General features: G+C 45.1%; 9 protein-coding genes. 2 read left to right on the forward strand and 7 right to left on the reverse strand.

Annotated elements, in window-relative coordinates:
- Positions 1-56: 56 nt before the first annotated feature.
- From V144x_RS24190 to V144x_RS24205, 4 genes are all read right to left on the reverse strand, one after another.
- A complete protein-coding gene (locus V144x_RS24190) occupies positions 57-920 on the reverse strand; it encodes a hypothetical protein (RefSeq protein ID WP_144989075.1) in 864 nt (287 codons plus the stop codon).
- 98 nt (positions 921-1,018) lie between these two features.
- A complete protein-coding gene (locus V144x_RS24195) occupies positions 1,019-1,894 on the reverse strand; it encodes a hypothetical protein (RefSeq protein ID WP_144989077.1) in 876 nt (291 codons plus the stop codon).
- Between the two features lie 70 nt (positions 1,895-1,964).
- Positions 1,965-2,780 (reverse strand): hypothetical protein, encoded by an 816-nt coding sequence (locus V144x_RS24200; protein ID WP_144989079.1) that lies wholly within the window; start codon positions 2,778-2,780, stop codon positions 1,965-1,967.
- A gap of 451 nt (positions 2,781-3,231) precedes the next feature.
- Positions 3,232-3,942 (reverse strand): hypothetical protein, encoded by a 711-nt coding sequence (locus V144x_RS24205; RefSeq protein ID WP_144989081.1) that lies wholly within the window; start codon positions 3,940-3,942, stop codon positions 3,232-3,234.
- 251 nt (positions 3,943-4,193) lie between these two features.
- Here V144x_RS24205 and V144x_RS24210 point away from each other — a divergent pair, with 251 nt between their 5' ends.
- Together V144x_RS24210 and V144x_RS24215 are read left to right on the forward strand one after the other, a co-directional pair.
- Positions 4,194-6,230: a prolyl oligopeptidase family serine peptidase gene (locus V144x_RS24210; protein ID WP_144989083.1), complete on the forward strand. Its 2,037-nt coding sequence runs from the start codon at positions 4,194-4,196 to the stop codon at positions 6,228-6,230.
- 85 nt (positions 6,231-6,315) lie between these two features.
- Positions 6,316-7,500, forward strand: coding sequence for a RidA family protein (locus V144x_RS24215; protein ID WP_197998617.1), 1,185 nt, complete (start codon positions 6,316-6,318; stop codon positions 7,498-7,500).
- 94 nt (positions 7,501-7,594) lie between these two features.
- On the opposite strand, the gene V144x_RS24220 is transcribed toward V144x_RS24215, so the two are convergent.
- From V144x_RS24220 to V144x_RS24230, 3 genes are all read right to left on the reverse strand, one after another.
- Positions 7,595-9,058: a DUF1501 domain-containing protein gene (locus tag V144x_RS24220; RefSeq protein WP_144989087.1), complete on the reverse strand. Its 1,464-nt coding sequence runs from the start codon at positions 9,056-9,058 to the stop codon at positions 7,595-7,597.
- A gap of 14 nt (positions 9,059-9,072) precedes the next feature.
- A complete protein-coding gene (locus V144x_RS24225) occupies positions 9,073-11,982 on the reverse strand; it encodes a DUF1553 domain-containing protein (protein WP_144989089.1) in 2,910 nt (969 codons plus the stop codon).
- 294 nt (positions 11,983-12,276) lie between these two features.
- The gene (locus V144x_RS24230) at positions 12,277-13,728 is read right to left on the reverse strand and encodes a DUF1501 domain-containing protein (protein WP_144989091.1); all 1,452 of its coding nucleotides are present in this window, start codon (positions 13,726-13,728) and stop codon (positions 12,277-12,279) included.
- Positions 13,729-13,730 lie beyond the last annotated feature (2 nt).

Raw genomic sequence — 13,730 nt, forward strand, 5'->3', positions numbered from 1 at the left:
CTTAAGAATATAGATCTTATACGAACGAAATTTGAATAATTGTCAAATAAATGTCATCAATCTAATGCGCGTATACGCCGAAGTTGTGTTAGTAATTCTACGATTTCATTGTGTGCATGATAGGTCTGACTGATCACCAAAGACTCACTGAGACGAACCAATGAGATGGTACCAGCATCTCTTTCTTCATAACGCCTTGGACGGAGACATCCCTCTGGAAAATTCGAATTACTGATCACTTGAAAGAAGCCAGAACCTTCAGCACCACCTTGAATACCCGGGAACGGATTGTAATGGATACCTTCGTACCAGAATCCCAGACTAAGATGCTTCGTAATCGTTGATCCCAGTTCAAGATAGACTTCAGGAGTGTTGCCAAAATCACCCACAGGATAGACGCGTGTTTGATAGATCTCACTTGCATCTATTCTGGTGGTAATCTTGAGTACCTCTCGATCGACCAGATAAGTCATATCTATCGGTTCCAGAATTAGTTCCAATACATTCTTGAGAGCAATTCCTTTGACGCTAAGACTGACAGGTTCATCTAATGAGATACCTTCTTCCTTCATCTTATTCTCCAGGAGAAGCAGCGTGATACCATGTCGATCTGCCAGGAATGCAACTACGTCAGAAAGTGGAGACTCCGAAAAATCACACTCCGTTTCTGTATTGAGCGCCTGTTGAATTTTTAATTCACTTTTCGTTAATTCAGGATAGAATATCGGCTTTGTTTCTCTGGCAGATTGTTTAGCTCCGAGCTTTGCTGCTGGCACGACAACCGGTGAAATCCCCGGCTGGGCCTCTTGCTTTTTCTTGCTCTTTTTATCCTCTGCGTTGACCGCCATCACCAACCAGCCTGCAGTCAAAACGCAAACAGCAACGATCGTATTTTTACGATTAAGATACTTGATTTTCATCCCAGGCTCCATCGTCAAGTCCCGTTTCAAATTTTCTTTATTTTAAATTGCTTTGATCTTATTCGAACTAACAATTAATGACTGTCAATAAAATGGCGTCAATCTAAGACTCGTGCCTGTCTGAGTTGGGTTAACAAATCAACAATCGCGTTGTGCGCATGGTAGGTTTGACTGATCACCAACGATCTACTTTGCGGTACCACAGAAATTGTGCCACCAGTTCCCTCTTCGTAAACCTGTGAACCAAATCCTGCACCATTAATGAATTGAAAGAAACCCTTACCACCAGTACCGCCGCCGAAACCACCACCAAGCCCCCCCGCTTGAACGGGTTGACTCGGCTTAGAAGATGAGACTCGACTACGCCATTCTCCCAGGCTGGCATTGATGATCGCTGACTCCAGTGCCTGATAGTCATCGGGACTCTTACATAAATCGCCCACAGGATAGACACGCGTTTTCAGCATCTCTTCTGCATTGTATTTCGTGGTAATCTGAACCACATCTCGATCAACGACATAGGTTAATCCTATGGGCTGCAAAATGAGTTCCAGTGCATTCTTGAGAGAAATGCCATGCAGGCTGATATTAACGGGTTCATCAGATGTTAATCCTTCTTCACCCAAATCGTTACTCAAAATCAGAATTGTAAGACCATGCTGATCCGCAAAAGTATTTATCACCTCAGAGAGTGGATTGTCAATAAAATTACATTCAGTCTCTGCATTGAGTGCTGCCTGAATCTTCTGTTCCTGTTTTGTCAAAACCGGAAAAAATGTTTGCTGTAATTCTCCGTTCTTCTGAGCGTCACCCGCCGGAGCTGCTAGTGGTGCCGCATCTTTGACCGTTGGCTTGTGTGCTTGCGAAGCTTTGGAATTCCGCTTCTCTTGCCCGCTCGCCACGATCGTCATCCAGCCAGCAGCCAGACAAAATATCGTTAAAACAACGAATCTTCGCTTCAAAAACCCACTCATGAACGACTCCTATTTTCTGTGAAATCTTAACATCTACAGCGGGCGAACATCCGTCCGACTGGTATTACTATTACTTCTTTTCAGTTGACAGGTCCTCTTGGTCTTTACGGACCTGTCTTAGCTGGCTTAACAAATCTGTAATTTTATTGTGTACGCGGTCTGTTTCATTCACCACAATCGCCTTACATTTGGGAACGATAGAAATTGTTGGATTTCTTTGAGGAATCGGTTGCGTGTTTGGACCTCCGATCACCAATCCAACTGCTGACCAGTTTTTCTGTCTAAGGTCCAAACAAGTATTTCGAATTACATTTTCCAATGCCTGGTAATCATCTGGTTTATCGCACAGGTCTGCGACAGGATAAATACGTACTATCAATGTTTGGTTTGCCTCTTCTTGAGAGGTAACCTTAAGCACTTCGTTATCAAACACATAATCCAATCCCAACGGATTCAAAACGATATTCAATGCAGATTTGAGAGAAATGCCATTCAGAGAAACATTGATTGGCTCGTCAGCTGTTAAGCCTTCTTGTTCAAGGGCCTGTGCATCAAGGTAAATATTGATGCCATGCTGCGCCTGAAAAAATTGAAGTACCTCAGAGAGCGGAACATTCGGAAAGTCACATTTCGTATCCGCACTAAGTGCCTTTTGCATTTCCTGGGTACGTTTTGTCAGTGCCGGATAAAATGGTTGCTTGATCTCTCTAGGCTGCAATGCAGTTGCTGCTGGTTCAGCCTGAAATGAAGTCTTGCTAATCAGTTTGTTCGCTTGAGCTTGTTTGGCACTCTGCTTGACTTCCGCGTTGGCAGCCATCACAAACCAGCCTGCAGCCAGAGAACAAATTGCTACTATCATCAATTTTGAACTTAAGATTGGATTCATGTTTGTCATCTTGTTTTTCATGATTATCTCCGAATTAAGATTCAGCTCTGATCTATTCAGTGTGTGAGTTTTGTCACTTTATTTGAAATCGAATTGAATTTTCTCTCTAGAAAGACTATCAGTAAAATATTTTTCTGTCAGTCATTGATAGAAGAACTACAAAGAAATGAATCCGCTCAACTAAGAAAGATTTGTGCTTCAGAAAAGACAAATCGCTGCCCACAACAACCTTATCAAAAGAATAAAAGACGCAATTTTCCGAATGAAATGAGAGAGGAAAATAACTAAAATTGTGAACTATTGAGCATAAATGAATAAGATGAAGATAATTTAATCGTAAAGCCCCTCACCTCAGATGTCAACTTTTTTCTGCCTGAGTCTCATGGAGCTGAAAAACAAGTAGATTTCAGTGACCTCCTAAGTCACCAGTGTAGCATTTGACAAATTCTTTTTATTTTGATGTCGCCGACTTCTTGTTGGGAAGATCAAAAAAAGCACCAGAAGTATTGTGTTGCTTTTTAATTGGTTTTGGACGAGGTTCAAAAAAACTAGGATTGAAAAAGTCATCAGATTTCGAGGGGAGTCGGCTTCTAAATTGAACTCCGCTCTTTAATTTCGCTGTCTTCTCTGTCAACGAAACAGAACCCAGGGCTTTGAGTAGCACACTGTCTTTGTCTTGGTATTGTATCTCGATTTGGGATGCTTCAATTTGAGTTGTCTTTGAACCATTACCTCTCGTGAGTGTCACATTTTTCCCTTCAGCTGCTTTAAGCATGAGTGACTTCGAACCAAAGTCGAAGGTCGCTTCAAGGGCTGTCGCATGAAGCCGGTCATGCTCGCTGATTATCTTAACGTTTCCTAAGAGGTTCAACATTAGATCTTTTTGCTTTAAGTACGTAGCGTCTATACTATCAGCAGATACACGTATGCCACCACAATTAATCCCAGCCTGACCTTCCAACTTGATCACATGTTTGCCATCACGCTGAATTTTAAAGTCGATTTCTTCAGCTTGGAGTTCTAAGGTTCCCAATGTGAGTGAATGGACCTCTGCAGGAGCCTTCGTAGCGGAAGCCGTTTTATTATCGTTCGCATTAGCAGTCACTGTAAAACAGAAAGAAGCGAGTGAAATCAGGCAGATTGAACGCGTTTTAAAGAACATCGATTTTCTCCATATTTCATCGAAAAGAATTCTATCTTTGTTTTGGCAGGTAGAAGTGTTCTAACAATCAGTTCTCTAGTAGTCCATACCAATTGCAATTGAATCGGCCACTTTGAGTGATCCAAGAATATCTTTGCTGATACCGTTTTCAAACTACTCGAAATGCGACATGATACTAAGAGTACTGTTAGCTGTTATTGTTTATGAAGTTACAACGCTCCTGATCTACACCTTCCTGCGAGAACCCCCTTATGCTTTTACAACAGAATCTTTTTGTCAAACTTTCTATCCTGCTGCTTCTGAATACGGTCTTCTTCCCTGCTCTGCTGCAAGCAGATGGGCCTGCTGATAACTTGCCTGATCAGGTTCGACGTATTCCCATGTTGGGAGTCGAAGTCCCTGATGAGCAGAAACAGCATCTCAAGCTAGGACTGGCAAAACTTCAAACTTCTCTGGATCAATTAAAAAATAGTAAAAACTCGCGGGTACAAGCATTGATTCCGGACGTGGAAATCTATCATCGTGCCGTGCGTTGTGCACTCGAATTTCAGGAGTTTTTTCACGAACGTGAAATTGGCAAAGGGTTGGAATTATTAAAACAGGGTCAGCAACGAGCTGATCAGCTATTAAAAGGAGAAGCGCCCTGGACACGCCAGACAGGATTGGTGGTACGCGGGTATGTCTCAAAGATCGACAACACAGTACAACCATATGGTCTGGTCATTCCCGATAACTATACATTTTCGGGTAAAAGCCGCTATCGTTGTGATCTCTGGTTTCATGGAAGAGGGGAACGGCTGAGTGAAGGCAACTTCATCAATCAGCGGCAATATTCTCGTGGGCAATATACTCCTGCCGACACAATTGTTTTACACCCCTATGGTCGCTATTCCAATGCGTTCAAGTTTGCCGGGGAAGTAGACGTACTGGAAGCACTGGAATCGACGAAACAACGCTATCGTATCGACGATGATCGTATTTCCGTACGCGGGTTTTCGATGGGAGGTGCTGCATGCTGGCAATTTGCCGTGCATTATGCTGATCGCTGGTTTGCCGCCAATCCGGGAGCCGGATTTTCAGAAACCCCCTTATTTCTAAAAGTGTTCCAGAAAGAAACTCTCAAACCAACCTGGTATGAGAAGAAATTATGGCAACTCTACGACTGTCCCGGTTATGCATTGAATCTCTATCAGTGCCCGACCATCGCCTACAGCGGCGAACTCGATAGTCAAAAACAGGCCGCGGATGTGATGGAAGAGGCTCTCAAAAAAGTCGGTATCGACATGGTGCATATTATTGGGCCTAAGATGGGGCATCGCATTCACATCGATTCTAAACGCATTATCGAAGCCAAGATGGATTCGCTCGCCAAGGTGGGACGTCAGACCATCCCACATACCGTACATCTGGTAGCGTATACTTTAAAGTATAACCGCATGAACTGGGTGACGCTGGACTCGATGGAAGAAGAATGGAAACAGGGCCAAATCGATGCCCGTTTGGTACCGAACAATCGTGTCAAAATCAAAACCGAAAATGTCACGGGATTCACATTGAAGATGAATGCGGGTGAATCACCATTTGATATGACCCGTCCGGTTATGATTCAGCTGGATGGAACTGAATACCAGGTTCCCGGTCCGCTCTCCGACCGTTCCTGGCATGTGACGTTTCATAAGACTAATGACTCCTGGGATGTAGGAGCAGCGATTCTGAAACCTGGGCAATTGGTCAAACGACATAACCTGCAGGGCCCCATTGATGATGCCTTTATGGATTCCTTCATTTTCGTTTCCCCAACCGGAAAAAGCGTTTCGGCAACAGTCGAAAAATGGGTTCAGTCAGAAATGAAACATGCGGTTGTCCATTGGCGTCAGCAGTTCCGTGGTGACGCGAGAGTGATGAAAGATACTCAGATTACAGATCAGGAAATTGCTTCCAGTAATCTTGTGTTGTGGGGAGATCCTGAGAGTAATCAACTCATTAAAAAGATTATCAGCAAATTACCCATTCAATGGAATCGCGAAGAAATCGTTGTCGGTCAAAAACACTTTCCAGCCGCGCATCATGCACCGATTCTGATTTTTCCAAACCCGCTAAATCCCACAAAATACGTTGTCTTAAACAGCGGCTTTACCTACCGTGAATATGCGTATTTAAATAATGCCAGGCAGGTTCCCATGCTGCCCGACTGGGCCATCATCGATTTACGCACTCCGGCAGGCAGTCAATATCCCGGAAAAGTAGTCGATGCTGATTTCTTTGACGAGAACTGGCAGTTAAAATAGAGCCGTATGGTTCCAGAGCGCCGATACTTTGGAAAGAATCAAAATTGATCCTCTAAGAATTGTTGACCCTGCTATGAAATACTTAATGAATTTACTGATCGCTGTTTTATTACTCGTAGTAACAGATGTGGTTACTGCAGAAGTCTCTTACTTGAAAAGTACTCCGCAATCAGAGTCGTCTCTCTGCGTGGTTGTGAAAGATACGGTGTTAGTCCACACTTCTCAGATTTTGCCCCTCAACCTCAAAGGAGGCCAAATTCCTTCTGCCAACGCCAGTGATCAGACTGCACTCGTGCTTAAGAACCTGAATTACCTGCTGAAAAAAGTAGACAGTAATCTGAATCGACTAGTCAAACTGAATATCTATGTCGCCCGTGAAGATCTGGTACAGCAAGTACAACAACGAATTAAAGAAGAACTGGAAGTCATCGCACAACCAGCCTGCACGTATGTGGTCACAAAACTTCCTGGTCCGAATGCTCTGGTCGCCATGGATGCGGTCGCGGCAACCAATTCCTCTAAGCAATTAGCGAAGGTTCAAATTTATAATGATGAAGTTTCAGGATTTAGTGCTTCACTCTTACCGGCAGGACGAACTGCATATATTTCGGGACAAGCGGTGAAAGCAGATACGTTAACGGAAGCAACACGCAAAACCATGGAAGAGCTCCATCAAACCCTGAAATACATTGGTGCATCCCCTTCAAATGTGATACACGTTAAAGCATTTATGACACCAATGAAAGAAGCCAATGATGTCGAGTTGGTGATTGACAGCTTTTTCCCCGAGGAGAGGCAACCTCCGGTGTCACTTGTGGAATGGTTTTCATCGTTACCTATTGAAATTGAGATGATTGTTGCCATGCCTGAAAATAAAGCGACTGTTCGACCTGCTGAAACGGTGGTCTATCAAACTCCGACCGGCATGAAAGCATCTCCCGTTTATAGTCGGGTTGCGATTGCTCAAGTCAGTGACCGGATTTATGTTTCGGGAATTCTCGCTAAAGAGAACAAAAATAATGACCAGCAGATTCGAAGTGTGTTCAATCAATTAAGAACTATTGTCGAAAAAGCAGGTAGTGACCTGAATCATCTGGCGAAAGCCACATATTATGTTTCAGATAACGCAGTCAGCGGTCCTTTCGGAAAAATTCGCACAGAATATTATAACCCTAAACGCCCCCCTGCCGCATCCAAAGCGACTGTCAAAAGCGTAGGGTTTCCGAACCGCACCCTGGTGATTGATATGATTGCGATACCCTCAAAGTGAGTTTGTTGTACTCACCCACTATTGGAAACAAAAACGCCCTGTAAGTACAGGGCGTTTTTTGATTCTCAGGTGAAGTTGCAAACTCGAACACAACCTATGCAATAATATCATGCACGATACGAGAAGGCTGCTTGTCGATTAATGTCTGTTCTGCACCATTGCGAGTGAATGTCAGTCGTTCTGGATCGAGTCCGAACAAATAGAGTAGTGTTTGATGATAGTCACTATGACTGACTTTGTTTTCAACAGCATGATGACCAAAATCATCTGTTTCACCATAGGCCATACCACCTTTGAGTCCACCACCGGCCAACCACATGCTGAAACCATACGTATTATGATCTCGTCCCTGCTTTGCCACGCCAGCATCATTCTGAATTACGGGCAGGCGTCCCATTTCGCCTCCCCAGTGCACGAGCGTCTCATCTAACAGACCTCTCATTTTGAGGTCTTTCACAAGACCTGCTGAAGGCACATCTACTCGTTTACAGGTGCGCGGCAGAGAAGTCCGCATGCTGGTATGATGATCCCAATGCTGATTCCCCGTCATTATTTGTACAAAACGCACACCACGTTCGATGAGTCGACGTGCAATGAGACAACGCTTGCCAAACTCGGCGGATTCGGAACGATCAATTCCATACATGGCTTGAGTCGCTTTGGTTTCCTTACTCAAGTCCAACGCTTCTGTCGCCGCGGTCTGCATTTTAGCAGCCAGTTCATAGCTGGCGATTCGAGCAGAAAGATCGTCTTCTCCCGGGTGCTGGTTGAGGTGTCTCTGATTCAGTTTTCCCAGGAAATCGAGATACTTTTCCTGTGCTTTCCCACTGAGGTGAGGAGGGGCATTCAAATTAAGAATTCTCGGTTCTTTAGGTCGAATCACAGTCCCCTGATATAAGGAAGGAAGCCAGCCATTGGTCCAGTTATCAACACCCAATACGGGTGCACCGCCGGGATCGACCATCGCGATGTAGGCAGGCAAATTTTCTGATTCACTACCTAAACCATAAGTTAACCAGCTTCCCAGTGTTGGCCGTCCGGGAAGAATACGACCACTGTGCATGGCATAAATCGACTGTCCATGGTTATTCACACCGGTGTGCATGGAACGGATCAGAGTGATATCGTCAACAACTTCGCTCAAACCCGGCAGTAATTCTGATAACTCAGTACCGCATTCACCATACTTACTGAATTTCCAGGGTGAACCCAGCACTTTTGAACTCGCCTGTGCTGCATTATCGTATTTAATGTCTCCGGGAAATTTTTTACCATCGTACTTCTGAAGCATTGGTTTGGGATCGAACATATCCAGATGACTGGGTCCTCCCTGCATGAACATTGAGATCATGGCTTTCGCCCGGGGAGGGTGATGGGTCGGCTTTAACTTCAAGTCAAAATGTTTTTTCAGCAGTTCAGGTCGAATCGCCGGATTCTTGGCCAGAGCCTGATCCTGATTCAACATCCAGGACAGCGCAAGAGAACCGATTCCCATCGAGCTTGCGGCCAGAAAGTGACGTCTGGAATGATCCGTTGAATCGGGTGCTTTATAATTCATAGTTTGATACCGTTTTAATCAACGTAAAGAAATTCGTTACTACTCAAAAGGGCCTGACAAAACGTTGCTAAAGCCAGTTGCTCAGGAGTTTTCCCGGAGCTCGCTTTTGTTGTATTAAATTGAGGAATTTGAGAGACGATGAATTCCACGGATTGTTTGACTTCGTCTGCTGTAGGAACTTTACCAAAAGCAAGCATCCAGGCGAGCTTGACCTGCTCCTGCTTATTTCCAGCGTGAGTTTTTTGTAACCGTTCCGCAAAATATGTGGAATGTTCTACCATAAAGCCGCTATTCATCATCAACAGTGATTGAGGCGCTACAGTCGAAGAAGAACGTTTTTCGCAATTTGGCTCCATTTTGGGAGCATCAAACATATCAAGTACTGCCAGCGGTTTACTTCGGCTGACCGTGATATAAACACTGCGGCGGAACTTGCGATCATCCATTTTGATTGCTTTTTTCTGGCGACCAGCTGAATCAACATTCGCTATGCCCACCACAATTTGCCCTACTTCGTCTTCTTTCACTGGAACCGGTTCGCCATACAAATCCGTTTTCAGTTTACCCGTGACAGCAATAACCGAGTCACGGATTGTCTCTGCTTCCAGTCGACGGACCGGCATGCGACCATAGAGCAGATTGTCTGGATCAATCACATCATAGTCGGCTGATCTCTGAGAACTTTGCATGTAAGCCGTTGAAGTCATCAGCATTTTATGCAGACGCTTGATTTTCCAACCATTTGAGACGAAGTCATGTGCCAGCCAGTCCAGCAATTCTAAATGCGTCGGTGGAATTCCTAACTTGCCAAAATCAGTGGGAGATGCCACGATCCCTTTACCAAAGTGATGTAGCCAGACGCGGTTCACAAAGACACGCGCCGTTAGAGGATGCTCTCCATTAGTGATATATTTGGCATAAGCTAAACGCCGCCCTGATGTTTGCAAATCATTGTTTTGAGCTGGAATTTCGATCGGTTTTTTCAGATTGCTCTTCACTACAGACAACCCAGCGGGAAGGAGTTCATGCTTGGGTTGCTCGAAGTCTCCGCGATTAAAGAAAAAAGTCTTCGGCACTTTACCGGGAACTTCCGTCAGTACACGTACAAACTCTTCTTTCGGTTTTTTCTCTCTGATCTTAGCTACTTTATCATTCAACTTATTCAAAATGCCCTGAGTCTTGAGTTCAGTCAACCGCTTGGCTTCGTCTTTAAAATGCTGTACTTGAGCGGCCCCTTTGGGATCAAATTTCTCGAGATTCGAAACAGAAACTAATAGACCTGGAAATTCTGCGATCAGTTTTTTCTGTTCTGGTGTTCTCTTTTTCTCAGCCGTTTTCTTGGCTGCTAACGCGATTTTCTTTTGTGCTTCAGGAATCCGACTCAACGTTTCTTTACTGATTTTTTCGACCAGCTCTTTAGCAAGTTGCTTCGCTTTGGTAGCGGCTTTTCCAGATTGTTCATGCAGGGTTCGATCGTAAAGGTACAGAGAACCTGCTGATAAACGATTGATACGCGGGTAATTTTTGAGGAGTGCCACCTGCTCTTTAGTGCGTTTTTTTCCGGTGGTTTTATAGGCAGTTCGAGTCAAGTCACGCTTGTCTTCCGGCACATCGAGGAGTTCCCGTTCCAATGTCCGATCGATGAATTGATTGACGAGAGCCGTTCGTTCTCCCAGGACTTTCTTCGCTTCGGCTTCCAGTTCATTGGCAATTTTGCGATCTGCATCTGACATTATAGAGATACGCCGGGAAGCCGGAGTTCGCCAGCTTTTCCAGTCCAATGCAGGCTCGAAAATAGCACGGAAACGATAATAATCGTTTTGTGGAATTGGATCGTATTTGTGGTCATGGCACTGTGCACAGGCAACTGTCATTCCCAGGACTGAAGAAGAAACGATATCGATCGTATCAGTGACTACCTGGTTCTTTGCTACTTCTTTTTCTGCCGGGTTACTCCCGGTTCCATCGGGGGCCATACGTAAAAATCCGGTAGCAACCAGTTTTTCCAGATCTTCAGGGCTCAAGTTTTTGTAAGGCGGCTTGATCATTTCATCTCCCGCTAATTGTTCGCGGAGGAATTGATCGTAGGGCTTGTCTTCATTGAATGCGCGGATGACATAATCACGATAACGAAAAGCCCAAAGACGTTCCCGGTCTTTGTTGTTGTAGCCTTCCGAGTCGGCATAGCCGGCCACATCCAGCCAGTGACGACCCCAGCGTTCTCCATAATGCTTTGAAGCTAAAAGTCGGTCGATCAGTTTTTCATAAGCATCGGGGCTTTTATCTTCGAGGTACTGTTTCAACTCTTCAGGTTGAGGAGGCAGGCCGATTAAATCGTAAAATGCACGACGTGCTAATGAGGTTTTCGAAGCCTGTGAAGAAAAAGAGAGTTTCTTTTCTTCCAGCTTTGCCAATAGAAACGCATCGACCGGCTGCCGCACCAGCTTGGGCTGTTTTACCTGTGGAACAGGAGAATTCTTAACGGGTTGAAAAGACCAGAAGGCCAGATCATCGGGAGCAATATAATCAGCGCCAATCTTTTCCGGTTCTGGTCGCAGGGTATGAGCCCCCTGATCAATCCATTGCTTTAGAATCTCGATCTCTGCTTCAGGCATGTGTTTGCCTTCAGGTGGCATTTCCTGCGCAACGACACGGGTAATTAACTCACTTTGATCACTTTTACCGGGAACGATGGCGGCCCCACTATCACCACCTTTCACCATAAAACGCTTGAGACGCAGATCGAGATTTCCCTCTTTTTCACCATTCTCACCATGGCAGTGCAGGCAGTGAACCTTCAGAATTTTGCGCACATCGTTTTCGAATGAGAGTGGAGTTTTCTTGTTCGCAGAGTCTGCGGCTTGAGCAACACTCAGACAACAGGAAACAAATAACAGACACACCAGGAAAAGTCGCTCGTTCATAGAAGAAGACTCTCTTGGAAATAGGTTTGGCGAGGGCGATCCAGTCTTCTGGATTGCATTTACGGAGGGTCAAAGCACTCAATAGTTTAAGTAATACTAAGAGTTACTTATATATTATTATCGTACCGCTTTTAAGCTGAAGTGCAAGAGAGGAATTTCAAACAAGCATTTTTCATGGAAAAGAATACAAAATTACTTGTCAGGTAAAAAATAGCGATTCAATGAACTCGAATGAGCCCGCTTTCGATTTATTGCCATAAACTCTTTATCAAAAATGAGTTACACACAAAACGCTTAGCCCGTCACCAGTTTTTCCATGAATTCTCCCTCGTTCAAAGTGGGTCGCTCCGGGCTCCCTTTATGACGGTATTCCAGTTTCATATTACTAAGGCCCAACAAATGATAAATGCTGGTATGAATGTCGCGAACATGCATTCGATCTTCGACGGCGTACAGTCCCATCTCATCGGTTCCGCCAATCGTTTGACCGCCTTTGACACCACCTCCGGCCATCCACATCGTGAATCCGGTTGGGTTATGATCTCGACCATCCCCCTTTTCGCTCATGGGCGTTCTTCCGAATTCTCCCCCCCAAACTACCAGGGTGGAATCCAACAGGCCGCGCTGCTTGAGATCTTTCAAGAGGCCGGCGACACATTTATCCATACCCTGGCAGAGCGCCGCATGGCGTTTTTCAATCCCGGAATGAGAGTCCCATTTACTACCGGCTCCATTATAAAGCTGAACGAAACGCACACCACGCTCCACCAGTCGACGTGCTAATAAACAATTGGTTCCATACACTTTCGTTTCTTTTTGGTCCATGCCATACAATTCGTAAGTTGCTTTGGTTTCCTGGGTCAAATCTACGGCTTCAGGAGCAGAAGCCTGCATACGAAATGCGAGTTCATAAGACTCGATTCTGGCATCAAGTTCAGACTGCTGTTTTCGAATTTTTGCATGCTGTTGATTGAGAGTCGCCAGTAAATCCAGCTTTCCTGCTTCTTGAGAGGGAAAGATTTCAGAGGGTCGGTATAAATTCGAAATGGGTTCTTTCCCCGTATTTAACCGAGTCCCCTGATAGACAGCAGGAATGAAGGCCGTTCCCCAATTTCGTGGCCCATTCACGACAGTGCCGTTATTGTCCTGAATCACAACGAAGGCTGGCAGACTTTCATTTTCTGTTCCCAGACCATAGGTAACCCAACTCCCTAAAGAGGGACGCCCGGCGAGAGGAATGCAGGTATTCATTTGGCAGACACCGCCAGCATGATTGATACCGTTCGTCCAACACCCGCGTAAAACAGCAATATCATCAACGCAAGAAGCAGTATGTGGCAACCAATCGGAAACCCAGGTTCCTGCTTCGCCATGTTGCTTCCATTTTCGTTGGGAAGCGAGCAGAGGTGAATTTACTTCTCCCATTGCCGTTATAGGACGTTTGAAACTATCAGGTAATTTTTTCCCCGCCATTTTTTGTAACTCCGGCTTGGGATCGAACAGGTCAATATGACTGGGGCCGCCCTCCATGAAGAGGAAGATAACACTCTTGGCGGTAGCCGGAAAATGCGTTTGCTTAGATGCTAAAGGCGAGAGCGGTTTGGCGCTAGATTTTACAGCTGCATTCGCTTGCTGAGCTAAAAGCGCGTTTAAAGCAATGCCACCAAAACCTGCACCAGCTTGAAACAAGAGTTCCCGTCGATTGATCACCAATTCAGGAAGTGCTTGCGAGTGTTCAATACTCATAC

The organism is Gimesia aquarii (genome assembly GCF_007748195.1).
Classification (GTDB): domain Bacteria; phylum Planctomycetota; class Planctomycetia; order Planctomycetales; family Planctomycetaceae; genus Gimesia; species Gimesia aquarii.

Bases quoted from the DNA above. Each gene is read 5' to 3' on its own strand.
- V144x_RS24190 (WP_144989075.1), bottom strand. From the start codon at position 920: ATGAAAATCAAGTATCTTAATCGTAAAAATACGATCGTTGCTGTTTGC.
- V144x_RS24195 (WP_144989077.1), bottom strand. From the start codon at position 1,894: ATGAGTGGGTTTTTGAAGCGAAGATTCGTTGTTTTAACGATATTTTGT.
- V144x_RS24200 (WP_144989079.1), bottom strand. From the start codon at position 2,780: ATGAATCCAATCTTAAGTTCAAAATTGATGATAGTAGCAATTTGTTCT.
- V144x_RS24205 (WP_144989081.1), bottom strand. From the start codon at position 3,942: ATGTTCTTTAAAACGCGTTCAATCTGCCTGATTTCACTCGCTTCTTTC.
- V144x_RS24210 (WP_144989083.1), top strand. From the start codon at position 4,194: ATGCTTTTACAACAGAATCTTTTTGTCAAACTTTCTATCCTGCTGCTT.
- V144x_RS24215 (WP_197998617.1), top strand. From the start codon at position 6,316: ATGAATTTACTGATCGCTGTTTTATTACTCGTAGTAACAGATGTGGTT.
- V144x_RS24220 (WP_144989087.1), bottom strand. From the start codon at position 9,058: ATGAATTATAAAGCACCCGATTCAACGGATCATTCCAGACGTCACTTT.
- V144x_RS24225 (WP_144989089.1), bottom strand. From the start codon at position 11,982: ATGAACGAGCGACTTTTCCTGGTGTGTCTGTTATTTGTTTCCTGTTGT.
- V144x_RS24230 (WP_144989091.1), bottom strand. From the start codon at position 13,728: ATGAGTATTGAACACTCGCAAGCACTTCCTGAATTGGTGATCAATCGA.